Genomic DNA, 24,689 nt, shown 5'->3' with positions numbered 1-24,689 from the left:
CTTCGGGAAGGAACAGCTGCGAAGCTTAATTCAATGCGGCAAGAATGAACTTTATTGTAAGCAGTCTGGATGCGACCGCAAGCATTTTGCGAAATCCACACCGAATCATTCAGATGTTTGCTCTGAAGAACAGGCCGGGGTAAGATGAATCTCTGATCATCACACTCCAGCCTGACTCTTACAACACTCACCAGGGATCTGAACCATGCCGTCAAATGCTGTTGCTGTTTTTGTCTTCTCATTCGTTCTGTTCTGCGTTCCTCAGAGCGATCTATTCGCCCAGAACAATGCGGAGCTGAAACGGGAATCTCCCGACTTTCGTATTCAACTTACGACTGCCACCAAAGGTTACGACGGCAAAACCTGCTGGGTGCATGCCCGGGCGGGCGCCATTCCCGTGGGAGCACCGGGCAATGATCTTGACAATCCGATCGTCGTCATGACCATGCAGAAACTGCTCCTTTCCGGCAGTGATATCTTCTACGCTCTCAATTCCATGCGCACCGATAACCTGGGAAAGACCTGGCAGGGACCGATCGAACAGAAAAATCTCAGCCGACATGATCTCCCCGATGGAGGCGAAGTAGTTGTCTCTGACTTCTGGCCACAATGGCATGCTGCCTCAAAAACACTGCTGGGCATCGGACACACCGTCCGTTACTACAACAATCGCATTGTGAAGGAAAAAAACATTCGCGTCACTTCCTATGCCACCTATGACCCGGACAGAAACCTCTGGTCTCCCTGGAAATCTCTGAAACTCCCGGAGGGTCCGGAATTTGTCAGCAGCGGTGCCGGCTCAGTGCAGCGTTATGATTTACCCAACGGCGATATTCTGCTACCCGTCTATTTTAAACGGCCTGAGCGAAAGTACTCTGACGTGATGGTACTCCGCTGTCGCTTTGATGGCGACACACTGAAATACATCGAACATGGAAACGAACTCTCTATCGACGATGGCCGTGGTTTTGCGGAACCATCCATCACGAAATTTGGCGACTGGTTCTACCTCACGCTGCGGAACGACAATGCCGCTTATGTCACACGCAGCAAAGACGGAATTCATTTTTCAGAACCACAAAAATGGACTTTCGAAGACGGCAAAGATCTAGGCAGCTACAATACCCAGGCTCACTGGGTCACCCACTCAGATGGACTTTATCTGGTCTACACCCGCCGCGGTGCCAATAACGATCATATTATCCGTCATCGTGCCCCATTGATTATGGGTCGCGTCAACCCGGACAGAATGGCCATCATCCGCGATTCCGAACGCATCCTGGTTCCCGAACGGGGTGCCCGCCTGGGCAACTTTGGCGTTGTCGATGTCAACGAAAACGAAACCTGGGTCATCGTCACAGAGTGGATGCAGCGTTTCGGCCCCGACTATATCATGCCCGTTGATAACAAATACGGTTCGGACAACAGTGTGTACGTTTCGAAGATTCTCTGGAAGCGTCCCAATCAACTGATAAAATCAACTGACTGACATCAGAATCTGAATTCTGGAAACATTAACTCTCCCAGTGATAGATGGTGCAAGACACAAATATAGGGAGACCTATTCTATGAGCCCACTGGTACTCTTTGTTCTTAAAACAGTTCTGGTGATTGTTGTTATCCTGTTGATTTCAGCAGTCTGGATCTGGTGGATGCTCCGCAGGTTATCCGCTCGAAATTGGGAAGAGCATGCTGAAACCATGGAGAATGGTGGTTATGCTCCCCCGATGCGTCTTGACCTCGAATCTGTTAACAGAGTGATCTGGTCTGATATTGATAAGGTATATCTCATTGAAGATACACTGCATGAAGCGGGTTATGAACCTGCAGGATTATTCGAAGCAGCGGCTCCCTTCCGTACGTATTTTCAAGGCTTTCAAAACAGACAACTTCCCGGTTATGCCGTCCTGTCTGAAGTAGTTCACTCTCAAGAGATTTATCTGGAACTGTTCTCAGAACTGTCAGACGGAACACAGATCAGAGTGACCAATGCTCCCAATGACGGACTAGATTATCCTGAATTCTGCAATCTCATCAGACGGGATGATTTCGATTTAACAGAACCGGAACAGATCCAGAGCATGCATCGTCGACTTGAAAATGAGATTCAGGGAAACACGACGACAGGGCAGTCAGAGCTTTATTTTGAACAGATTTTCAAGCAGTTCTGGGCAAGAACGATGGACTGGCGTATGGAACGAGGCGGCATTACGACAGAGGAAGTCATTCGAGTTTTTGAAATTAATGGGCAATCGAATCCGTCAGACAGATTGATTGAACTCGCAAAACAACCATGGAAAAAACAGATCGACCTGTTTATCACAGACCTGGTTCGCCAGAGTTATCTCAGCAGCATCAATTTGCCAGAGAATCAAAGGGCAGAAACACTCGACCGTCTGGTGATCGTCCACGAAAAATCGGTCCCTGCACGCTTGATTGAAATTCTGATAGATACCCTGAATTATAATGATCACCTCGAAAGTGGAGCCGACAGAGAGAGTGAGTTAAAAACGATCTTTGATTTCCAAGCATCTGTGATAGAAGGGTTTCGTCAGGCTATTGAAATTCTCCCTCCCGAGAAAAAATTCGTATTACAGACTTCGATCGAGACTCCGTTGAAAAGTGACATTTATCTATCCCCCAAATATTACAATTGAGCAATACCGAAATGCTCCGCCTAAGAACTCAAAACGAGTTATATCCGGACACATAACATCAACGGCACTTGATATATCATTCTGTGCCATGTTAGGATAACCAAATCCATTTGAGACGTCGTTTATGCAGCCATAACGCCCTTGCAGGAGAACCGCTATGAGTCACTTGAACCGTCGTGAGTTTCTGGGAACGATTCCCATCGTCTGGGCCGGGATGTCTTCTCTCAGTCAGGCTGCCTTTTCTGCAAACGACAAAGTCAATGTCGCACTTGTAGGCTGCGGGGGACGAGGCAAAGGACTGGGGAGCTGGTTTGCAAAACTTCCTGACAGTCAGCTGGTGGCGGTCTGCGATCCCGACCAGAGCCGCTCCGGACAGATGGCGGATCTGGTAGAAAAATCAGGTGAAAAACGACCCCGACTGGTTGAAGATTTCCGTACACTGCTCGACGGAAATGAAATCGATGCGATTGTCATTGCCACTCCCGATCACTGGCACACTCCTGCCGCTATTATGGCCTGCCAGGCAGGCAAGGATGTCTATGTCGAAAAACCCTGCTCACACAATATTCATGAAGGTCGCCAGCTGGTGAATGCGGCACGCAAATATAAACGCGTGGTACAGCACGGCACCAATCTTCGGGCAACCCCCGTCTACCAGAAAGCCTGGAAACAGATTCAGGACGGTGCCATCGGCAAAGTACTGATGGTCAAAGCCATCAACAATCAGCGTAGGGCCTTGTATCCCGTCCGCCCGGATGAACCGGTCCCCAGTGGCGTCAATTATGATCTCTGGCTGGGACCGGGAAAAAAACAACCTTTCAACCGCAATCGATTCCATACCGCCTGGCATTGGACATGGGAATTTGGAACCGGTGATATCGGCAATGATGGCGTGCACCAGATCGATATTGGCCGCTGGGGAATGAATCTGAAAGCCCCCAATGCGGTCTCCTGCAGTGGTGCCAAGCTGGGTTCCAAAGGGGATGCCCAGGAGACGCCGGACACGATGGTCGTGACCTGGGAATACGATGACCTGCTCTACGTTTATGAACAGCGCGATTTCACCCCCTATCGCCTGCAGGCGCATCGTCACGACAACGATAACATCTTCTATGGCGATAAGGGTTTCATGATGGTTGATCGCTCAGGCTATCGCATCTTTTATAAACACGAACGCGGTCCTTCGTTCGAAGCCAAATGGCAGGACACGCCGACGCATTATCAGAACTTCATCGACTGTGTGAAGAACCGGAAATCAGATGAACTGCTGGCGGAAATTGAAGAGGGGCATTATTCCGCCATGCTCAGTCACCTCGGCAATATTTCCTATCGTACAGGCCGGCGGCTGGTTTTCGATCCCAAGACAGAAACCTTCCCCGAGGACAAAGAAGCCAATCAGTATCTGACCCGCCAGTATCGTGATGGTTACGAACTGCCTCAGGTTTAACAGCAACAGGATCTTCAACACGAGTTTCATAGAGAGAAAACAGACTCATGGCAGACAAAGCAAAAGTAGCGCTCATCATCAGTGAAACGTCTGCGCATCTCGGCGCATATTTTCCAGCACTTGCCTCCTGCGAAGAGATCAGCGAAGTCGTTCTGAGCGACGAAGGCCAGAAACATGTCGAGGAAGCCCGCAAGAAACTGGGCGATAAACTCACACACGTCTATAACAGTCCAGAAGAACTCTTTCAGAAAGAAAAGCCCGATATGGCGCTGATTACTCTGGAAGCAGGTAAAGCACCCGCAGCGATTAATATTGCCCTGGATCATGGCTGTGCAGTTTTCGCAGAAAAACCAGCGTGCACGAATATCGAAGCCTTTGAGGCCCTGGTACAGAAAGCAGACAGTAAACATCTCAATCTGATGCTGGCACTGGCGAATCGCAATAACCCCGAAGTCAAAGCCGCCCGCCGCATGATTCGCAAAGGAACGTTTGGAAAGATTTACGGCATTGAACTCAATTTTATTGCTGACCAGACCCGCTTAACCAGCAAGAGTTATCAGTCCGGCTGGTTTGCGCAGAAGGCGCGTGGGGGAGGCGGGCATCTGATCTGGCTGGGAATCCACTGGCTCGACCTGGGCATGTACATTACCGATTCGAAAATCACCGACGTCAGCGGTTTCATCACCAATATTGGGGGACAACCTCTCGACGTGGAAGACTCTGCCGCCCTCAGTCTTAAATTTGACAAAGGCTTTCTGGGAACGATGACCTCCGGCTATTACGTCGATCGCGGAAAACAGTCGCTGATTAAAATCTGGGGCTCGAAAGGCTGGTTGGAAATGGATTACTCGACCGGCAAATATCTGCAATGGTCACTCTACTCAGACAAACCGGGCACGATCCATCAATTCGAAGATTCGATCAAGCCGCGTGGCTACTCCCCCTGTGTGCATGCTGCCGTGCGATCGGTTCTGGACAAGGAACCTCCAACGCTTGACAGTCACGACAGCCTGCAGGTCTTGAGAACCATTTATGCTGCCTACAAGGCGGCCGAAACCGGTCAGTCACAAAAAGTCCGCATCGACTGAAACAGATTCGAGGCGATCTCAGGGACTGGAATAGGTGTGCCCCAGGTCATTCGTACGAATGTCTTTTAATTTCTCGGCGAGTTTTTCTTTAAAGATGTTCACCGTCAGTTGATTTTCAGGACGATCCGCCAGATTGGTAAACTGCTGCGGATCCTTCTGCATGTCGTACAGTTCAATCCCCCCGGAAGCGTCTTCCTTGTATTGAATATAGGCCCAGTGTTCATCCCGCAGTAGAAAGCCCCGGTTGCCTTTGTTGCGTGGATCAACACTGAAGGCCGTGTCACGCACCCTTTGATCCGGATCTTCCAGAAGCGGTGACAGATCTTTCCCCTGAATTCCAGCTGGAATTTTTAAACCACACTGACTGCTGATCGTGGGATATAAGTCCAGTAGCTCAACGAGCGAATCACAAACCGCAGGCTGCTTGCCGGGCACACTGATGATCAGGGGGACTGCTGCTGACTCTTCATGCAGGCTCACCTTCGCCCAGAAATCATGTTCGCCCAGATGATAACCGTGATCGCTGGTGAAGATCACAATTGTCCGATCCGCAATACCGGCCCGCTTGACCGCATCCAGAACTTTTCCCACCTGCGCATCCATGTAAGCAACTGCTGCCAGGTAGCCTCCCACTGCTTTTTTCTGTCGCCTGACATCCATTTTCATATTCAGGCTGGTTTTGTAATTAATGCCCAGTTGGGGAATGTCATCCCAGTCACCAGCCACTTTTTCTGGAAGAACATGTTTAGAGTAAGGCAGAAAAGGAGGAAAATAGGTTACCGGCGCTACGAAAGGGACATGTGGTCTGACAAACCCAACCCCCAGAAAAAAAGGTTCGTCTTTATGTTTTTCGATCAACTCAACCGCTTTCCGCGCCGTCTTGCCGTCAGAGTGGACCAGGTCGTCTCCCTCCGCTTCCACCACCACGAACGTATTTCCCCCGACGGCGGGTTTCTTACCATCCGGGTTGTTTTCCAGAGTCTCCCCATTTCCGGGAGCCGCCCATTCGGGCCCCTGGCTGTTGAATCGCTCGGTCCACGAAGCGGGGTCATCCGTGCCATCGTTCCCTTTTTCAATATCACCCGGTACACCCATGTGATAAATCTTACTAACGCGGGCAGAATAATAGCCGTGATTTTTAAAATGCTGTGCCCAGGTGGGGCGATCGCCAATATACGATCGAGGGCTCACATAGCCGAACGCTTTGGAGGCATGGGGATAATAGCCCGACATGAAGGAAGCGCGTGAAGGGCCGCAATAAGTCGCCTGACAATAAGCATGTGTAAACCGCGTTCCCCGGGCGGCGATGCTGTCGATATTCGGTGTCTGGCAAACCCGATTTCCATAACAGGAAAGTGCTGTTGCCGTCAGATCATCCGAGATAATAAACAACACATTAAATGGTTTTTCAGCCGCTTCAATCTGACTGGAACAGAACAGCAGGCAGCAGACCATGATCTGAAAAGCAGTTGTTTTCATCATTCACCCGGGCAAATATAAGAAGAAAATGGAAGCGACCGGAGAAGCCACACCAGTTATTCATTCTATGACTCACCAGACGGGGTCACAACTCAAAATCAGTCATAATCCTCGGCAGGAATGACATCCACAAAGGAGACCCCGACCCGCAGTTCATCGAAGTCAGTGGAATAATTACTGACGATCTTCACCCGATCAATTCTCAAGTCGGGTGCCATCAGTCGCAGGTCCACATCTTTCAGATCGGGAATCTGATTCAACGGAGGATTCAACCAGAGATCCACTTCCTCTGCGCCGGGACGAAACAAGATCCTCGCTACAATCAGTACCGCCTGACCGGAAAGAACCTCACTGGAAGCGGTGTTGATCTCAGTTCCGTGCACCTGGCCTGCAGCTGCCCAGTTACCGCGGTCAGCGGATGCCAGTTTGCCAATCCGCAAACTGGATTCTTCGTTTCCAAAATCGACATAGGCATAACGGCCACCGCCGGCATTATCATAAGACTGTGCCATAAAACTCAGCCACAGGATTTCTCCGTCAGCTCCAAATCCCTTTGAATCCAACAGAGCTTTGGGAACCTGCTGCAAATCCAGATGGCGCACAGCAACCGTTTCAGAACCTGCTCCTGAACGATATTGCCCCCCCTTCGTCAACAATATATTGCCAAACTGATCGGAAAACCCGAGCTGACCAAACAGTCGCATGTCATTTTTCCCAAGGTTAACTTTCTTGGTATCATGCACAATTTTAGACCGGTTAATACCTTCATCGCTCCAGGGACCAGCCCAGCCGACACCGCCGGTCAGATCATTAATTCCCTCAGAAGCTTTTTCTCCCAGCAGATTCTCTGAGTAATTGAAGCCTTCATATAGAAATGGCTGAGCCGCGATTCGAGCCATGAGAAAAGTTTTTTTCACATAGTCTGACTCGAAATTGATCGGTTCGAATGCCTTGTCTTCATCGTAAGGCAACTGGAAGTCTTTGATGAACAGCACCGAGAGGTTAATCGTCGAAACGATGCCTATCCCGATTAACAGAAACCAGCGCCACGTCAAAATCCGCTGGTGCGGTTTTGCTTTCGTTTTCGTTCTGGGTTCAATTTTGGGAGCGGCGGGATTGATCTCTATTTCTGTTTCCGCCGGTAGAATCAGCGGTTCTTTGAGCTGTTTTTCCCGCTCACGTGCCTGCGCCTGACCAATCGAGCGAACCTGAAATCGCTCTCGCAGATAAGAATGCAGAAACACGCGACGAAAGGCCTGATCAGCATTTTCGCTGTCGGTCTTAATCCACTGTTCAAGCTTCCGAGCATCTTCTTCGGAAAGCTCTTCCCCATCAAGATAGGCATCGATATTTTCGAGTGCCGTGCTCTCTTTGAGTTCCGTATTAGTTTCCGACATTCGCTTCACCGGCCGCTCGCTTTTGAACACAGTCCATCAGTGTGGTCCGAATTCGGGATAACGTCACTCGCACCGATCCCATCGAAGTTCCCAATTCATCGGCAATCTGCTTTGGTTTTAAATCATCAGCATAACGTAAACCAAGTAAACGCCGCGAACGGTCTGTTAACTGTTCCAGGCAATACTCCAGTAAATCACGTTCTTCTGTCATCAACTGCTGAACTCGAGAGCAGGCATCTGCCAAAGCATCCATCGCTTCGCCCATGAACAAAACCCGATCACGACGCTTACCACGATAAAAATCGGCAATCTTGATTTTGGCGATCCATAGTGCCCAGGGCAGGAATGGACGAGTGTTATCGTACTCGTCATAACGGATCGCAATCTCCGCTGCGACTTCCTGTAGCAGATCCTCCGCATCACTGAATTGAGGAGTTGAAGCCACTACAAAAGCCATCAGAGAGGGTTGAACTTTCACCCAGTTACGCGCGAGTTCAGCGCGGCTTCGGGCAGATTCGGTTTGCAATGTTCTTGTTTGTGTCGCATCCATCGGGCACGTACATCTTTTCTTCAACAGTTAGTTAAGTTTAATGATAATGTCACCAGATGTTACAGAGTGGTAGCAGAATTCTGGCTTGAGAGCAAAACTGTAATCTGGGCATTCACCAATAGCAATATTTTATATTGTAGTAGAATGTATTAAGATTAAATGAAGATACTGGAAGAACTTGAAATCATTCAGGTAAAATTCTGAAGTTAGCACAATTCTCACTTTTTTAGAAAATTGTTGTTAACGTTTTGCCCCCTTCCGCGATATACAATAGAGGGCAGAATACCCTCTGATACAAATCAGTTCATTCAAGACCTAAAAGAGCGGTTTGTATTCTTCAGGATGAACAAATCCAGTAGCCAGCCACCAACTGTCCTGGAAGAGACTCAGTCCCTTGTCTGGTACTATTACTACGTAATCGTACTATTGATACTTCTGGTCAGATGAGTCTTCTGAACAGTTCCTGCCCTGCATCATTGGATCGCAATAACGGTCTGATTTTCCGTCCCATTCTCCCGGCGGTAGAATCGCGCTTGAGTTGAACCCACACATTCTGGTATAAACATACTCTGATCCGTATGCTTTCCAGACTCCTCATTTTCCGAGAGCTGATGACCGGCTCACAACAGAATGAGTTCGTAATAAACAGGGGGAATCGATGCTGTCATTCTTGAGTGCTCAGAATCAGCACCACTCCAGCTCTCGACGCCAGTTCCTGCAAATGGGAACGCTCGGTCTCGCCGGATTGACTCTGGCCGACCTGTTACGCGCTGAAGCAAATTCAGGTATCCTCAATTCGACTAAATCCATCATCAATGTGCATCTGGATGGGGGCCCGCCCCACATGGACATGATTGACCTGAAACCGGAAGCCCCGGCGGAAATCCGTGGTGAATTTCTGCCGGTCTCCACAAATGTCACCGGCATACAGCTTTGTGAACTCCTGCCTCGTATGGCAGCCCAGGCAGATCAGTTTGCCTTTATCAGATCTCTGGTCGGTTCCGCTGGCGCCCACGACGCTTTCCAATGCCAGTCCGGATTTCACAAAAAAGACCTGAGCTCCACAGGAGGACGCCCGGCCCTGGGATCTGTCGTATCAAAATTAAAAGGCTCACCAGAGGATCGTACCCCCCTCTTTGTCGATCTGATGCAGGGACGTGGCCTGGTTCGTAACAGTGCCCGGCCTGGATTCCTGGGTCCTTCCTATCAGCCGTTTCGTCCTGATCTCTCGGACCTGTTTGAACGCCAGCTGGAAAAAGGAATGCAAAATGAGCTGAAACGGCTGGGCACAGATCATCAGGTCAGCCTGAAACTGAACCCCACTCTCAGCCTGCAACGACTGGAGAACCGTACGACACTGCGCGCTGAACTGGATTCGATTCGCAGCAGGGTCGATGCCAGCGGGATGATGGATGCCATGGACCGCTTTTCACAACAGGCCGTCAGTATTCTGACATCAGGCCGCCTGGCAGATGCGCTCGACCTGACACTGGAAGATCCAGAGACCCTGGCTCGGTATACACCGGCAAACCACTCTGAAACACCGCGTTTTTATACCAGTGAAGGCCCACAGGCCATCAAAAAGTTTTTACTGGCACGACGACTGGTGGAAGCGGGGGTCCGCTGTGTCAGTCTTTCTATCAGTGACTTTGATACGCACTCCAGCAATTTTGATCGACTGCGCCAGCTACTCCCGATTGTCGATCATGGCCTGACAGCCCTGATCACAGATCTGGAAGAACGAGGAATGCTGGACGATGTCACGATCGTTGCCTGGGGTGAATTTGGACGAACCCCTCGCGTGAACTCCAAAAAAGGAGGCCGCGATCACTGGCCTCGCGTTGGCCCTGCCATTCTTGCCGGCGGAGGGATGCGTACCGGACAGATCATTGGTGCTACCGATCGCACGGCCAGCGCCGTTCAGGAACGCCCCGTACATTATAAAGATGTCTTCGCCACGCTCTATCACAACCTGGGCATTGATCCGCATGCAGTCACGATCGAAGATCCCCACGGTCGCCCGCAATATCTGCTTGACGCCGGCACTCGCATCAAAGAACTCGTCTGATCTGCATTCGCCATGAACATGACGGCTACTTGTCTCCCCCGATTGCGACAGGTATGATCGATTCCTCTAAAAGGGTGTACTCCCATTGCAGCCGCATCACTGAAACAACAGCTTTCTGACAGGAGAGATTCAACGATGAAACAGTTACCCGCAATCGGAATGATTCTATTCGTTTTCAGCAGTGCTTTCACCGTACAAGCCGCTGACCTGCCTCAATACAAACCACTCTTTAACGGTAAAGATCTGACAGGCTGGGTGAATGTCAATACCGACAAAGACACCTGGTACGTGAAAGATGGCATGCTCGTCTGCACGGGACACCCCATCGGCGTCATGCGCACCGACAGGCAATACGAGAATTTTCTGTTGCACATTGAGTGGCGTCACATGGAAGCAGGTGGGAACTCAGGAGTTTTTGCCTGGAGTGAAGGAACCGTTCCGGAAGGCAGAAGACTCCCCAAAGGAATGGAGATTCAGATGCTGGAACTCGACTGGGTGAATCAGCACAAAAAGAAAGACGGCAGCCTGCCTCCTATCGCGTATGTGCATGGCGAGTTGTTCGGTGCGAACGGCCTCATCACCACACCCGATAACCCACGGGGTACACGCAGCAAATCAATCGAGAACCGTTGCAAAGGCAAAGGGGAATGGAACGTCTATGATGTGGTCTGCGTGGATGGTGTAGTTAAACTTTCCGTGAACGGTAAATTTGTCAACGGAGTCCGTAACGCTTCGATCAAGAAAGGCTACCTCTGTCTGGAATCAGAGGGAGCGGAAATCCAGTTCCGCAATATCCAGATTATGGAACTCCCGCCTGGCATCACGTCTCAGGAACAGACTGCACCACTACTGAAATAATCTCTCCCGTGCCAGCAATCACTGACTGAGGCACTTCCTAAACTAACCTCAGTAATTCAAAGGAGTTGTGTCTAATACCGATTCTTGACGACTGGCCTGGGGCCACGTATAATAGAGACAAGCAGGTCCGCAAACAGCGGAACTGTCAGCGTAGGTGCTCTGAATGAGTTCGTACGTGACTCGCCCTCCTTCCATACCCTGCCTGAGACAATGATGCGAAATATCTTTTCCTGCCCGCAATCAAGCCCTGTCCGATATCGGATTTCTGCCTTGTTCCTGTTAGGAGCGGTTGGCAGTATTCTCTGCAGCGTGGAACCTGTATCTGCCGCCCCTGAGAAAGAACAGCAGACTGGCGCGGCCATCTATCGCAAACTCTGTATTGAATGTCACGCGTCGAATGGAAAAGGGGTCACTGACAAAGCCAATCCATTCCACGGGAGAAAAACTCTCGAAGAGCTGACCATGCTCATCGAAGAAACCATGCCCGAAGAAGATCCGGAACTCTGCGAAGGGGAAGACGCACGACAGGTTGCTGAATACGTCCTGCAGCATTTCTTCACATCCCCTTCCGAACAGGAGAGCCAGAGCGCGCGGGTTCAACTATCCCATATGACGGTCAGACAGTACCTGTATACCACCGCCGATCTGATGGCAGCATTTCTGGGAACGGCAAAAACCACAACCAAAGAACGGGGATTACGTGCCGAATATTACTCAACCAGGAATTTTCGTGGCGACAAACGGGTTGAGAAACGTATCGATCCCGTCGTGAACTTTCAGTTTGGTGACAAAACCCCCGTCGACAAAATCAAGAATGCTGAAGAGTTTTCCATGAAATGGGAAGGTTCGGTACTCGCTGAAGAAACGGGCGAATACGAATTCATTCTCAAAACAGAAAATGGGGCGCGACTCTGGGTCAACGAACAGGAGCCGATCATCGACGAATGGGTCAGTTCGCAGGGGCGTCCTAAAGAGCACAAAGCGACGATCCGCCTGCTGGCAGGAAAACCCTACACACTGAAATTACACGTCTTCAAATACAAAGAGAAATCTTCGTCTGTCGTATTGGAGTGGAAACCGCCACATAAGGCTCAGGAAGTCATCCCGGCACGAAATCTGACACCACAACAGGTCCCCGGCACCTTTATCTGCTCGACCGTCTTTCCACCGGACGACAGTGTCTCGGGCTACGAACGCGGTATCGCGGTTTCCAAATCGTGGGATGAAGCGACAACATCCGCAGCACTTGAAGTGATGGGAGTCGTCATCAAACACCTGGACCGGATGGCGGGCACAAAACAGGATGATAAAAACCGAACCGAAAAAATCAGACAGTTCTGTCATCGCTTCGCGGAATATGCTTTTCGTCGTCCTCTGACAAATGAACAGAAAACGTTTTTCGTCGATCAGCATTTCCAGAAAGAACTGCCCGTCGAACTCTCTACGAAACGATCCGTCCTGCTGATTTTGAAATCACCCCGCTTCCTATACACCGATCACGAGTTGAATGCTCCCGACAGTTTTGAGATCGCTACTCGACTCTCGTATGGCTTATGGGATTCCATGCCTGATCGACAGCTGTACGATGCTGCGAAAGCGGGGCGCCTGAAGACAGCAGAACAGATCAGACAGCAGTCGCAGCGGATGCTCGAAGACCCACGGGCTCAGGCCAAGCTGCGTTATTTCTTCCATCACTGGCTGCAACTGGATGAAAAAGAAGAGCTGGCGAAAGACAAAGCCCTCTTCCCCGATTTTGATGCACAGGTTGTTTCCGACTTAAGAACTTCCCTCGACCTGTTTATCGACGATGTCGTCTGGAACAGCGGCTCAGATTATCGTCAGCTGCTGCTGGCAGACTACGTGTATCTCAACCCGCGCCTGGCAAAAGTTTACGGCGTCGAGATGCCCGAGAATGAGGAATTCCAGAAAGTATCTCTCGACGAGGACAAACGGGCTGGCGTGATTACTCATCCTTACCTGATGGCGAACTTCGCGTATCACAACCTGAGCTCCCCGATTCACCGGGGTGTGTTTGTCACGCGGCGTTTGCTGGGACGTTCTCTGAAGCCTCCACCACAGGCAACCGAGTTTAAAGATGGTGACTTCAAACCAGGAATGACAACCCGCGAAAAAGTGGCCCTGATTACCAAACCTTCGGCCTGTATGTCCTGCCACAGTATCATTAATCCACTTGGTTTTAGCTTGGAGCACTTTGACGCGATTGGCCGATATAGAGAAAAAGAAGCAGATCGAACCATCAATGCCTCATCCGAGTTGCCTGTCCTCTCGGGTGATCCTGCCAAATTTAACGGCGCCCGCGATCTGGCGGAGTTTATTGCCAGTGATCATCAGGCGCACGCTGCCTTTGTCGACCAGCTGTTTCACCAGGCGGTCAAACAGCCGATTAATGCTTACGGAGAGAATATCCGTGAAGAATTAACCACCAATTTTGAAAAATCCGGTTATAATATCAAACAGCTTCTGATCGAAATCATGCAGGTTGCTGCCTTGCACCAACCTCAATCCTGAGAAAGAAACAGACCATGCCTTTTCAATCCCGCCGCGCATTCCTGAAAGAACTCGGACTCTCTGCTGCCGTTCTGCCACTGGTTATGCATCTGCCCAGCCTCGGCTTTGCTGCAGACGCCCGCGTTCGCAAACAGCGTCTCATCGTGATGTTCAGTCCTAACGGTATCGTGCCGAAAACCTACTGGCCCGATGAAGTGGGTGATAAATTTGAACTCAAAGAAATCATGGAGCCGCTGAAACCTTACCAGGATCAGATGCTGGTAATTAAAGGGATCGCCGACCGTGTGCGCGGAGACGGTGACAGCCACATGCGGGGCATGAGCTGCCTGCTGACCGGTATCGAATTACTGCCCGGTAATATCCAGGGCGGCTCTCACACTCCCGCCGGCTGGGCCAGTGGAAAGTCAATCGACCAGGAAATCAAACAGTTCCTGCAAAGTCAGAAGGAAACCCGCACGCGATTTGGATCGCTGGAATTTGGTGTGAACGTTCCGCATCGCGCCGATCCATGGACCCGTATGGTCTACGCCGGTTCCAATAAACCGATCGCTCCCATCGATGACCCGTACCAGATGTTCGAAAAAATTTACGGATCCATGAAAGACCGTAAGAGTCTCGCCAGCATTCTGGATGACGTGCGTGAAGACCTGAAGAAGGTGCGAACCAAACTCAGTAAAGCGGATCGCCAGTTGCTGGAAGAACACGAAAGCTATGTCAGACAGATGGAGCAGGAACTGAAAGCCAGCCAGGACCAGAAACTGGCAGTCGAAGTTCCCATCCAGGAAGTCGGCGTCAAAAATGACAACGACAATATGCCGGTCAACAGTAAAATGCAGATCGACCTGATGGTCAACAGCCTGGCCAATGACATGGCTCGGATCGCGACACTGCAATACACTAACTCCGTCGGTCAGGCACGAATGAAGTGGCTGGGTATTGACGATGGTCACCATTCACTGTCACACAAACCAGACAGTGATGAAGACTCACAGGAAAAACTGACGAAGATCAACAAGTGGTTCTGTGAGCAGCTTGCTTACCTTGTGAAAAAACTCGACACCACCCCCGAGCCCAACGGTGAAGGAACTCTGCTGGATAATACGACCATCGTCTGGACTAACGAACTGGGCAAAGGGAACTCACACACCTTGAATGATGTGCCCCTGGTCCTAATCGGAAAAGGCCTCGACTTCAAAATGGGCCGTTCACTGCAGTTTAAAAACGTGGCCCACAACCGCCTGCTGATGTCTTTCGCCCACGCGATGGGGCATCGGGTCAAAACATTCGGGAATCCCGATTTCTGCGGCGATGGAATCATCTCTGAACTGACCTGATTCACTGATACAAAGCAATCACGAAATTAATCAGACTGCGTGTTCCTGTTTTCAAAAAGGGACACGCAGTTTTTTGTTACCTTTGACGATCTATTCATGTCCTGTCATAATCTGAATTCAAGTCAATTCAAAGAAGAGTAACAGATCGAATCCCTGACGAGATGAAAGGAAGCTGCAGCATGGATCACATCACTCGCCCCAAAGAAGAAGACGAATACTTTTTCGATGAAGGCTGTTTCATTCTCGAAATGTCACACCCCGATGTCGATCCGGAAGTCTCCCTCGCCAGAGCCCGCGTGGAACCCGGAAAGAAAACCCGCTTCCATCGACTCAAAGGTACATTTGAGCGTTACATCATGCTCTCCGGAACCGGTCTCGTCGAAGTCGGCGACTATCCCCCCACCGAAGTCCATCCCGGCGATGTTGTTCGCATCCCCCCTGATACCGATCAGAGCATCACCAATATCGGCGAAGACGATCTGGTCTTCTTCGTGGTCTGCAATCCTCACTTCCTCAAATCATGCTACATCGACACTGAAAACGGACATTAATGTGTGGATTCACAACACATTGCTGCTATACACTTTATCCATTATTAAGAATATATGTAAAATTTTTTAATAATTAGTTGTCCTCCCCCCTGCGTTCCGTTAGAAATGGATTTTGATGTTCAGTTTTTCTTGAAAAACTTCTTATCACACCTGATCACCTGCACCAAATCTATCTATCCCAATATTCACTTCAACACTTTTTAATCCTGTAAATTTCAAGGGGGGAGTTATTTTGATGTCGAGGAACGTACAGAGTAAGAAGGGATTTACCCTGATTGAGCTACTTGTGGTTATTGCAATCATCGCGATTTTGATTGCCTTACTATTGCCAGCTGTTCAACAGGCACGCGAAGCTGCTCGTCGCAGTACCTGTAAAAACAACTTGAAGCAGATCGGGCTGGCACTGCACAACTACCATGAAACACACCGCATCTTCCCTTATGGCTACAATACCGTTCCCGGTGGTGGCTGTGCTGACGGAACCGGTGATATCCGGACCGGGTGGGGCTTCTTTATTCTGCCGTTTATTGATCAGGCTCCTCTCTATCAGTACTGCAACTCCAAAGGTGCCTCAGATTGTCCGATCTGGCATACTACTACCGCTTTGATTGACACCGGTGGAACTGGAGCCAGGGCTTCCATTCCCGTCTATAACTGCCCTTCTGATCCCATGGGTGGCATCAACACAGATATCTCCACCAAAGTATTTGGTAAATCCAATTACAAGGGTGTGACCAACGAAGCGACCAACCAGGCTTACACTTTTGGTACCAGTGCTGTCACTTCCCGCATGCGCGACTTCACCGATGGAACCAGCAATACCATTCAGATAGGTGAAGCTGCTACCATGGGCAATTATGTGGGTGCAGTCTGGATGGGAGTGATCGATGATGTCCATGATAATATGGCCAACGTGACCGACACGACTACCTGGGCAATCAATGGAACCGACTCAGATGCATTCAACAGTACCCACACGGGTGGATGCCACTTCCTCCTGGGAGACGGAAAAGTCCGCTTCATCTCCGAGAATATCAATCGCGAGCTTTATGTACATCTCGCGACCAAAAATGGCGGAGAGGTAATCGGCGAATATTAATTGACGTTCATTCTGACAATATTCAGATTGCCGGAATAAGTTGCTACGATTTCTCAAGAGCCACAGTCGGACCTGTGGCTCTTTTTTCTGTCGAACCACATTATTAACACTCCTTACTTAATTTCCTTGCTTTATGTTTAAATTCCTCTTAAAATAATAATTATAAACATTTTGCGCTATCAAATTCCTACCTTCTTCCTGTCCCACCTGAAGACGTTACAAAGGCTCCCCATGAATGTATTCTCTCCGCGTCCAACGCGTCGTTCTGCTTTTACACTCATTGAGTTACTGGTTGTCATCGCGATTATTGCCATTCTGATTGCCCTGCTCCTGCCTGCCGTTCAGCAGGCCCGCGAAGCAGCCCGCCGCAGTCAATGCAAGAATAATATGAAGCAGATCGGACTGGCACTGCACAATTATCATGATGTGTATATCAAATTCCCGATTGGATCCCGGCACCCCAACGATCAGCCCAACAACTGGCGATTCGCGTTATTGCCTTATATGGATCAGGCCAATATTTATGAGAAAACCAAAACCGGACCGAACACGGACGTCGATTTCTGGGAAGGGGGCGGCGGCACTTATAATGGTGATACACTGTACTTCAAAGACAAAATCATCACACCGATTTTCATGTGCCCCTCCAGTGCCTCTCCCCAGTTTGAGTATGCAAATGGCGAACTGGGACAGGGCTCACAGGGGCACCAGTATGTCGGCATCATGGGTGCCTATCCGGATCCGGCAGGCAGAACGAATGTGTCGTATCAGACACAGTACTTCAGCAATGCTACCAACACAGGCTGCCTGTTGATTAATGAATGCCGTGGACTGCGCGATGTTACCGATGGCTCTTCCAATACCATTATTGTTGGTGAGCAGTCACGCAGCTCAACTGGTTCTCCCAGACTGAACCAGTCAATTTATACTTCAGGCTGGGCCGGAACAAGCGTGACCGGCACCGTCACACAATGGATTGCCGAAGGCGCTGGCCTGCATAAATTCGGAACCGGCGTGACTTCCGTCTTCCATAGCCCCAATCCGAAGTCAACAGGGACCGAAGCCGATGCCAAGTGGGACTGGAACACACCTTTGACATCCTATCATACCGGGGGCGTGCACGTTCTGCTCGGTGATGGTGCCACTCGTTTTCTCAGCGACAATGCGGATCTGGTTCTGATCCAGAAACTCTGTGTCCGCGATGATGGCCTAACAGTAGGCGAGTGGTAAGCAACGGTCTCAAACTCTCACGCTGCTGAAAAACTGTTTTTCCATGATACGATCTGATTCCATCATGATCGTATCATTTTCAATTCAACTGGAATCGCATAATGAAATTTCGACTGTTGTATCTCACCGCCTGCTGTTTCATACCCACCTTGTTGATCTCAGGCTGTGGGAGTGATACCGACTCACGCCCTGCCGTCGAAATCAAAGGAATCGTGACATTAGACGGTTCTCCTCTACAGGAAGCCAGCATCCAGTTTACCTCTCCTAAGACCGGAGAAAGTGCTTATGCCAACCTGGATGCCAACGGTCAGTATTCAATTACATTTCCAAAAGCCGACATCGGTTCTGTCTATGAAATCACTGTTACGCCCCCGGTGGTCGACGAACAAAATGCGATGGCGTTAGCAGAACAGCCTAAGGAAAAAGCAGCCAGTAAAATTCCCGCGAAATACGCCAGTCGCACATCCAGCGGGCTGACCACACAAATCGAACAGGCAGGAACTCACGAAGCCAATTTTGATCTGAAAAGTAAATAACGGAATTCTACGATTTCCCCTGGAGTCCGTTTTTTGAAACGCCCATTAAATTAACATTTTTAACTATATGCGTTTCACTCGGAATTTCGGGACGATATACTCAATTCTAAGGTGATGATTCATCAAAACAGACCTCACTGGCTGACCATCAAAAAGGACCCTCTTATGAAATCGCCACTCGCCCCGCTCCTGCTTGCCACCCTGGCACTATTGATACCTTCGCAGGCATTTGCCGAACTTCAGGCAGGCGCCGTCATCGTAGATGTCACCCCGACTCAATTTCCCGTACTCGTAAACGGCAGCATGACCAGCCGCAGCGTGAGTACAGTCAAAACCAAAGTGAATGCCCGCGCCATTGTCGTTGCTGACGGAGAAGAGCGGCTGGCGATTGTTGTTGTCGACAGTTGCATGCTGCCACGCCCCCTGCTGGATGAAGTAAAAAAACTGACCGCACAGCGCACCAAAATTCCCGCAGACCATATTCTGATTTCCGCGACGCACGCTCACTCGGCCCCTTCCAGTCTGGCCTGTCTGGGAACTGACGCTGACCCTAATTATGTCCCCTTCCTCAGAGGAAAACTGGTTGATGCCATCACAGCCGCAGAAGCCAATCTCGAACCGGCTCAAGTCGGCTGGGGTTCGGAAAACGCCGCCGACTATACAGCCCTCAGGCGCTGGATCCTGCGTCCCGATCGGCTCCGCAATGATCCGTTCGGCAACCCGACTGTCCGTGCCACCATGCATGCCGGTACCAACTGGGATAACGCCGTCGGCGAGTCCGGTCCGGAAGATCCACAGCTATCGCTGATCTCATTCCGTGCCAAAAATGGGCGTCCGATTGCCCTATTGGCGAATTTCTCCATGCACTATTTTGGCGATGCCTCGCTGTCTGCCGACTACTTCGGACTGTACTGTAATGGCCTGCAGGAAAAGCTCGGTAAAAAAGATGCGAAGGATACGCCCCCGTTTGTCGCCATCATGTCGCATGGCTGCAGTGGTGACATTTACCGCCGCGACTACACAAAGCCCAAAGATCAATGGGCGATCACCGATGATATCAATGAATATGCAAACGGGCTGATCAAAATCACCATGCAGGCATACGAGAACATCAACTACCTTGAAGACGCCGATATCGAAATGGCGGAAAACCGACTGCAGATGAACTATCGCGTTCCCAATAAACAGTTGCTCGAGTGGTCACAACGGATTGTCGCTGAATTGGGTGACCGCCTTCCTAAAACCCAGGAAGAAATCTACGCCCGTGAGCAGGTGATTCTGCACGAACGTCAGTCTACGGAAATCGTCACCCAGGCACTGCGTATCGGCAATATTGCCATCACAACCACTCCGAATGAAACTTATGCCCTCACCGGCCTGAAACTGAAAAAACAAAGTCCGCTCAAACAGACGATGGTCATTGAACTGGCCAATGGGGGCGACGGCTATATTCCTCCCCCCGAGCAGCATCTGCTGGGTGGCTACAATACCTGGGCCGCCCGATCAGCGGGTCTGGAAGTTCTGGCTGAACCTCGCATCGTCGAGTCCGATCTGGAACTGCTGGAGAAAGTGACCAATCAGCGTCGCAAGTTCTATCATCAGAGTCGAGGACCGGCTGTAGAAAACATTCTCGCACTCAAACCAGCTGCATACTGGCGACTGGATGAATTCAACGGTCCGCGTGCCCGCGATCTGTCTGGCAATCAGCGCGATGCCTTCTATGAACCTGCCATCGCCTATTTCCTGGAAGGCTCGGATTCAAAATCATTCTGCAAGGATGGCGAAACCAACCGGGCGGTGCATTTTGCCGGAGATCGTCTGCAGGCCCGCATCAATGACCTCAGCGATCAGTTTACGATTTCACTCTGGCTGTGGAACGGCATGCCACTGGATGCCCGCGAGATCAGTGGCTGGATGTTCTCTCAGGGCCCCGATCATGGACTGGCAGCTTACGGTGATCACCTGGGAGTGGGTGGTACCGAGTTTCCCGGCAAACTGGTCTTCATGAATGGCGCCGACCGCAAACTGCATGCGGGTAAAACTGCCATCGAACGCTGGACCTGGAATCACGTGGCTCTGGTCCGCGACGGAAAGTCACTCAAAGTCTATCTAAACGGCAAACCGGAACTCGATCTGGAAACAGCTTCAGCGAAATCCGGTCCCCTGCTCGATCAACTCTTCTTTGGTGGACGTACTGACAACCAGTCTAACTGGGAAGGTCGCCTGGATGAAATTGCGGTATTCAATCGCGTTCTCTCAGCCGAGGAAGTTGCGAAACTGTCCAAATAGCGATCTACGATTCCATTTGATCTAAGTTTTCAGCCCGATCATCTCTGTGATCGGGCTGATTTTGTTGGTTTGCTCGAGAATTTCACTTTCTCCGACTCGGGCTGGAATCCAGCATATTCATACCCACCTATCGATTCTATAATGGAAGAGATATCATCTCTCAGCAATTGCATACCGTTTTCAACTCTGATTCCAGCGCCACATGATTGAACACGACTATTCCACGATCGACCGGAGATTGCGCCGCGGGTTGCTCTTCGTGGTCACCGTCAGCTTTGCCCTGACGCCGATCGCAGCGCCGGATTTCTGGTGGCAGTTAAGTCGGGGACGCGTTGTCCTGTCCGATCTGACTCCCCCAGGCCCCCTGTTGACGGCAGGTACAAATGTCGCAGAGGCAGACTGGCTGGGCGGACTCCCCTTTTTCCTGACGCTGCAGATCGCGGGAGTATCAGGGTTGATGCTGTTCAAATTTCTCGCCGCCGGATTACTGTCGTATGGGATCCTGCGGCACTTCGAAACACGTCTGCAGTGGACTGCTTTTACCATTGTCATCCTGGCATTTGTAACAGCAAACGCTGCCTGGCAACCCTCGCCGCGACTGTTCGACTGCTGGTTTCTATTCCTGACCTGGCTGCTGACAGAACGCTGGGCGCGGGGTCCCGATACGAAAAAATTACTCGCTGTTTTACTGACTCTGCTAGCCTGGGCCAATCTGGCGCCTCTCAGTCTTCTGGGAATCGCTGTTGTCGCCTGTGTTCCCTGGCTGCCGGGAATTCGAACTGATCATGCTTTGTTACGTAAGCAATCTGGCCTGCTTGTCCTGGCTGCGTTAATCGCCATCATGCTCACCCCTCGGGGCTGGTTGACTCCCTGTGATTCGTTGCTTCAACTCTTCCCCGGTCTGTTCTATGAACATGGTCTGCTCGCTTCGACCGTCTGGAAACCGACATTTTTAAACGGTGTGACAATCGAAGTCATCGGGCTGGGCCTGTTGTCTGTGGGGATGGCCGCCTGTCTGCTGGTTTCTTCGAGAGGTTGGATCGAGAGCATCACCTTCGTCCTGTTCGCGATTCCCGCCTGGACGAATCAGGACTGCCTGGCTCCCTGTTCGATCGGCATCTGTCTGCTTGCCTGTCAGTGCCTGGCTGCTCATTCGGTTTCATTCAACAGTTTGAAAGTATCCAAGTACATCTCGCCTTTAATGGGCAGAGCATTGCTGGTCATCGCAGTTCTCGTCATCTGCTTCAAGTCCGCTTCTGGAACGTTGGCAGGGCAGTCACAGCGACTGGGCTGGGGGATCACTCCCGAACTGGACACCACACTGCTGGTACAAGCCATCGGCCCGGTCAAATACGAAGGGACCGCGCATGGAATGGACATCACATCCACCGGCATGCTGACCTGGATCAAAGCCGACCGTAAAATCCGCCCCGTCAGAACCTTAAGACAGGCATTACTTCAGGGACATCTGTTCGACGAACTGTCGCTGAATGCAGAACTGTCTCATGGCTGGGAGTTTCAACATCCCCGGGCCGATAACAGCTGGGGTGGCTGGTGGATTCGCCTGAAAAAACGAAACTGCCAGCTCCTGCTCGTCCCCAACGGAGACACTCAGACAATTCGCGCGCTGGTCGACAGCCGCTGGCAGCCCATGTCGGTCGATGCCGCCGTCATCCCCTATGGCTGGTCGGGGGAATTATTGAGCAGCCCCAAAATTGTGGCCCTGTTGCCCGTCAAAGATTTTCTGAACCGGAAACAGTGGACCTATTCTCTGCCCGATCCGTCCGGCACACCTGAGTGTTCTGACTGGTGGGGTATTCTGACCGGTTCTCCCAATCTGCACCCGGCGTTGTTGCAGGCACGAACTTTTCGCGCCATGGAGCTCTATACCGCTGCCCTGAGAGTACTGCATCCCTTGTTGCAGCATTACCCGACACCGGCGGTGCGTCAGGAATTCCATCTCTGTCAGGAAGAGCTGGCCTACCAGGAAAAACTGGAGATCGGGCATCTGGATTCCAGTCTCTTACGATCTAATGCCGCTTTCGATTCCAGAGGAGCATCAGATGTCACTCTACCCAATGCTGGTCCGCTCATGAAAGAACTGGTAGAGCCGCGAACTGTCCCTGATTCACTCTTTCGTGCCATCGAACACTATACTCACGGAGACTGGGAAGCAGCCCTGAAAGAACTGACCGCCGAAGACAGCGAATCATTGTACGCGAAAGCTCAGATCCAGCTGGAATCGGGAAACCCGGAGGGGGCTAAAGAAACATTTCAAAAGCTGATTCAACTCCACCCCGACGATCAACTGGCGAACCCCAGCAAGAATATGGTGGATACACTGCCATGAGCCTGAAACATCCGCTGATACCACCACTGCTGATTCTGCTGCTGGCCTGTATTTCAGGAACCGCCTGGTATCTGAATGACTCTCATCAATCCAATCTGTTTATTCCCAAAGTACGTGCCACCGAACAACCGGTCAAAATGAAGCAGTGTTGTGAATGCCACGACAAAGTCTGCCAGCAATACACCGGTGCGCCGCATTTAAGAACACTGCGCAAGGCCTCTGATCCCGATGTCATCGATAAATTTGCCGGCAGGGAAATCACGCTCAAAGAGAATGGACACACATATCAGTTTTATAAAGACAAAAACGAACTCTGGGTGAAATGCGACAGCTATCCCAACCCGGTTCGCATTGAATGGCTCTTTGGCTCCGGCCTGCATGCGATCACTCCGGTCTCGCTGTTCCCGAATGAAGCGGGCCAGTCGGAACTGCTGCAGCACATTGTCTCCTGGTACCCGTCAGACAAGTTAGGCATCACCCTTGGCCTGCAGGAACTCGCCCACGACCAGACCGGGATTCAGGCCCTGGGAGAGATCAGTTCTCACGCCAGCACGTTGAACTGTTTTGGTTGTCATACTTCCTATCTGGGTGACGTACGGGGACAAATCAATACGAAAGAGATGATTCCCGGCGTCTCCTGTGTTCGCTGCCACCTGGAGGGAGAAGAACATATCCAGGCGGCAGAACGGGGGGATAAGAATTTGCACATTCTCAACTGGAATCAGCTGACGCCTCTCGATTCGATCAACCGCTGCGGCGAATGCCATCGCCGATCCGATCAACTGGAGCCGGACGAAATCCATCCGGATAATGAGCTGCTGATTCGCTTCGCCCCTGTTGGCCTGTCTCAGAGCCCCTGTTTTTTGAAGCAGAGTGATGTGAAATTTGCCGATGGGAAAACAGCACGTATGGACTGCACAACCTGCCACAACCCTCATCAACAGGCCAGCAGAGATCCCGAATTTTATCGCCAGATCTGTCTGAAGTGTCATAGCGATTTGAAAGATCACGCTCCGGTCTGCTCTAAAGAATCCATGCAAAGTCAATGCTTGCAATGTCATATGCCTGCGGTTCAGGTCCACGATAACCTGCCGTTCACGGATCACTGGATTCGTATCCGTGAACGGGATAAGGAGCGCTTCCCCGAATTTCTATTGAACAAACCAAACTGATGTTGTCAGACGTTGCGTTGGCCATTACGATGTAATGGTACTTTAACCTGAAAGC

18 protein-coding genes are annotated in these 24,689 nt (G+C 50.8%); 15 read left to right on the top strand and 3 right to left on the bottom strand.

The annotated features are described in order from the left end of the window. Positions 1-205: 205 nt before the first annotated feature. From ACN0YN_RS01935 to ACN0YN_RS01920, 4 genes are all read left to right on the top strand, one after another. Positions 206-1,489, top strand: a complete 1,284-nt coding sequence (locus ACN0YN_RS01935) for a sialidase family protein (RefSeq protein WP_417383290.1) — start codon at positions 206-208, stop codon at positions 1,487-1,489. Positions 1,490-1,568: 79 nt separating this feature from the next. Further along, positions 1,569-2,657, top strand: a complete 1,089-nt coding sequence (locus tag ACN0YN_RS01930) for a hypothetical protein (RefSeq protein ID WP_417383289.1) — start codon at positions 1,569-1,571, stop codon at positions 2,655-2,657. Between the two features lie 157 nt (positions 2,658-2,814). Beyond that, complete coding sequence (locus tag ACN0YN_RS01925; RefSeq protein ID WP_417383288.1) at positions 2,815-4,104, top strand: Gfo/Idh/MocA family protein; 1,290 nt, start codon at positions 2,815-2,817, stop codon at positions 4,102-4,104. A 47-nt stretch (positions 4,105-4,151) separates the two neighbouring features. Beyond that, positions 4,152-5,192 carry a Gfo/Idh/MocA family protein gene (locus ACN0YN_RS01920; RefSeq protein WP_417383287.1) on the top strand — a complete coding sequence of 347 codons (1,041 nt, stop codon included), beginning with the start codon at positions 4,152-4,154 and terminating at the stop codon, positions 5,190-5,192. A gap of 18 nt (positions 5,193-5,210) precedes the next feature. Here ACN0YN_RS01920 and ACN0YN_RS01915 read toward each other — a convergent pair whose 3' ends face one another. From ACN0YN_RS01915 to ACN0YN_RS01905, 3 genes are all read right to left on the bottom strand, one after another. After that, positions 5,211-6,671 (bottom strand): sulfatase, encoded by a 1,461-nt coding sequence (locus ACN0YN_RS01915; protein ID WP_417383532.1) that lies wholly within the window; start codon positions 6,669-6,671, stop codon positions 5,211-5,213. 98 nt (positions 6,672-6,769) lie between these two features. Next, a complete protein-coding gene (locus ACN0YN_RS01910) occupies positions 6,770-8,068 on the bottom strand; it encodes a hypothetical protein (RefSeq protein ID WP_417383286.1) in 1,299 nt (432 codons plus the stop codon). Further along, the gene (locus ACN0YN_RS01905) at positions 8,055-8,618 is read right to left on the bottom strand and encodes a sigma-70 family RNA polymerase sigma factor (RefSeq protein ID WP_417383285.1); all 564 of its coding nucleotides are present in this window, start codon (positions 8,616-8,618) and stop codon (positions 8,055-8,057) included. The genes ACN0YN_RS01910 and ACN0YN_RS01905 overlap by 14 nt, the downstream gene beginning before the upstream one ends. Positions 8,619-9,276: 658 nt before the next feature. Between ACN0YN_RS01905 and ACN0YN_RS01900 the strand changes: the two genes are divergently transcribed. The 11 genes from ACN0YN_RS01900 (at position 9,277) to ACN0YN_RS01850 (ending at position 24,634) form a co-directional block, all read left to right on the top strand. Further along, positions 9,277-10,686 carry a DUF1501 domain-containing protein gene (locus ACN0YN_RS01900; RefSeq protein WP_417383284.1) on the top strand — a complete coding sequence of 470 codons (1,410 nt, stop codon included), beginning with the start codon at positions 9,277-9,279 and terminating at the stop codon, positions 10,684-10,686. Positions 10,687-10,821: 135 nt separating this feature from the next. Further along, on the top strand, positions 10,822-11,544 hold the full coding sequence (locus ACN0YN_RS01895) for a 3-keto-disaccharide hydrolase (protein WP_417383283.1): 723 nt from the start codon (positions 10,822-10,824) through the stop codon (positions 11,542-11,544). Positions 11,545-11,853: 309 nt separating this feature from the next. After that, complete coding sequence (locus tag ACN0YN_RS01890; protein ID WP_417383282.1) at positions 11,854-14,073, top strand: DUF1592 domain-containing protein; 2,220 nt, start codon at positions 11,854-11,856, stop codon at positions 14,071-14,073. Positions 14,074-14,087: 14 nt separating this feature from the next. Beyond that, the gene (locus tag ACN0YN_RS01885; protein ID WP_417383281.1) at positions 14,088-15,407 is read left to right on the top strand and encodes a DUF1552 domain-containing protein; all 1,320 of its coding nucleotides are present in this window, start codon (positions 14,088-14,090) and stop codon (positions 15,405-15,407) included. Positions 15,408-15,586: 179 nt separating this feature from the next. Beyond that, positions 15,587-15,958: a cupin domain-containing protein gene (locus ACN0YN_RS01880; protein ID WP_417383280.1), complete on the top strand. Its 372-nt coding sequence runs from the start codon at positions 15,587-15,589 to the stop codon at positions 15,956-15,958. Between the two features lie 235 nt (positions 15,959-16,193). After that, the gene (locus ACN0YN_RS01875; RefSeq protein ID WP_417383279.1) at positions 16,194-17,057 is read left to right on the top strand and encodes a DUF1559 domain-containing protein; all 864 of its coding nucleotides are present in this window, start codon (positions 16,194-16,196) and stop codon (positions 17,055-17,057) included. 231 nt (positions 17,058-17,288) lie between these two features. Beyond that, positions 17,289-18,287 carry a DUF1559 domain-containing protein gene (locus ACN0YN_RS01870; protein ID WP_417383278.1) on the top strand — a complete coding sequence of 333 codons (999 nt, stop codon included), beginning with the start codon at positions 17,289-17,291 and terminating at the stop codon, positions 18,285-18,287. Between the two features lie 101 nt (positions 18,288-18,388). Continuing rightward, positions 18,389-18,823 carry a carboxypeptidase-like regulatory domain-containing protein gene (locus ACN0YN_RS01865; RefSeq protein ID WP_417383277.1) on the top strand — a complete coding sequence of 145 codons (435 nt, stop codon included), beginning with the start codon at positions 18,389-18,391 and terminating at the stop codon, positions 18,821-18,823. A 165-nt stretch (positions 18,824-18,988) separates the two neighbouring features. After that, positions 18,989-21,112, top strand: a complete 2,124-nt coding sequence (locus tag ACN0YN_RS01860) for a neutral/alkaline non-lysosomal ceramidase N-terminal domain-containing protein (RefSeq protein WP_417383276.1) — start codon at positions 18,989-18,991, stop codon at positions 21,110-21,112. Positions 21,113-21,314: 202 nt separating this feature from the next. Then, positions 21,315-23,462: a tetratricopeptide repeat protein gene (locus ACN0YN_RS01855; protein ID WP_417383275.1), complete on the top strand. Its 2,148-nt coding sequence runs from the start codon at positions 21,315-21,317 to the stop codon at positions 23,460-23,462. After that, a complete protein-coding gene (locus tag ACN0YN_RS01850) occupies positions 23,459-24,634 on the top strand; it encodes a multiheme c-type cytochrome (protein WP_417383274.1) in 1,176 nt (391 codons plus the stop codon). The genes ACN0YN_RS01855 and ACN0YN_RS01850 overlap by 4 nt, the downstream gene beginning before the upstream one ends. The last annotated feature ends 55 nt before the right edge of the window (positions 24,635-24,689 follow it).

It is taken from the genome of Gimesia sp. (genome assembly GCF_048260065.1).
In the GTDB taxonomy this organism is placed as follows: domain Bacteria; phylum Planctomycetota; class Planctomycetia; order Planctomycetales; family Planctomycetaceae; genus Gimesia.
Note: the sequence above shows the minus strand (reverse complement) of the source record. Positions and strands in the feature narration are given on the sequence as shown.

Bases quoted from the DNA above. Each gene is read 5' to 3' on its own strand.
- ACN0YN_RS01935 (WP_417383290.1), top strand. From the start codon at position 206: ATGCCGTCAAATGCTGTTGCTGTTTTTGTCTTCTCATTCGTTCTGTTC.
- ACN0YN_RS01930 (WP_417383289.1), top strand. From the start codon at position 1,569: ATGAGCCCACTGGTACTCTTTGTTCTTAAAACAGTTCTGGTGATTGTT.
- ACN0YN_RS01925 (WP_417383288.1), top strand. From the start codon at position 2,815: ATGAGTCACTTGAACCGTCGTGAGTTTCTGGGAACGATTCCCATCGTC.
- ACN0YN_RS01920 (WP_417383287.1), top strand. From the start codon at position 4,152: ATGGCAGACAAAGCAAAAGTAGCGCTCATCATCAGTGAAACGTCTGCG.
- ACN0YN_RS01915 (WP_417383532.1), bottom strand. From the start codon at position 6,671: ATGAAAACAACTGCTTTTCAGATCATGGTCTGCTGCCTGCTGTTCTGT.
- ACN0YN_RS01910 (WP_417383286.1), bottom strand. From the start codon at position 8,068: ATGTCGGAAACTAATACGGAACTCAAAGAGAGCACGGCACTCGAAAAT.
- ACN0YN_RS01905 (WP_417383285.1), bottom strand. From the start codon at position 8,618: ATGGATGCGACACAAACAAGAACATTGCAAACCGAATCTGCCCGAAGC.
- ACN0YN_RS01900 (WP_417383284.1), top strand. From the start codon at position 9,277: ATGCTGTCATTCTTGAGTGCTCAGAATCAGCACCACTCCAGCTCTCGA.
- ACN0YN_RS01895 (WP_417383283.1), top strand. From the start codon at position 10,822: ATGAAACAGTTACCCGCAATCGGAATGATTCTATTCGTTTTCAGCAGT.
- ACN0YN_RS01885 (WP_417383281.1), top strand. From the start codon at position 14,088: ATGCCTTTTCAATCCCGCCGCGCATTCCTGAAAGAACTCGGACTCTCT.
- ACN0YN_RS01880 (WP_417383280.1), top strand. From the start codon at position 15,587: ATGGATCACATCACTCGCCCCAAAGAAGAAGACGAATACTTTTTCGAT.
- ACN0YN_RS01875 (WP_417383279.1), top strand. From the start codon at position 16,194: ATGTCGAGGAACGTACAGAGTAAGAAGGGATTTACCCTGATTGAGCTA.
- ACN0YN_RS01870 (WP_417383278.1), top strand. From the start codon at position 17,289: ATGAATGTATTCTCTCCGCGTCCAACGCGTCGTTCTGCTTTTACACTC.
- ACN0YN_RS01865 (WP_417383277.1), top strand. From the start codon at position 18,389: ATGAAATTTCGACTGTTGTATCTCACCGCCTGCTGTTTCATACCCACC.
- ACN0YN_RS01860 (WP_417383276.1), top strand. From the start codon at position 18,989: ATGAAATCGCCACTCGCCCCGCTCCTGCTTGCCACCCTGGCACTATTG.
- ACN0YN_RS01855 (WP_417383275.1), top strand. From the start codon at position 21,315: ATGATTGAACACGACTATTCCACGATCGACCGGAGATTGCGCCGCGGG.
- ACN0YN_RS01850 (WP_417383274.1), top strand. From the start codon at position 23,459: ATGAGCCTGAAACATCCGCTGATACCACCACTGCTGATTCTGCTGCTG.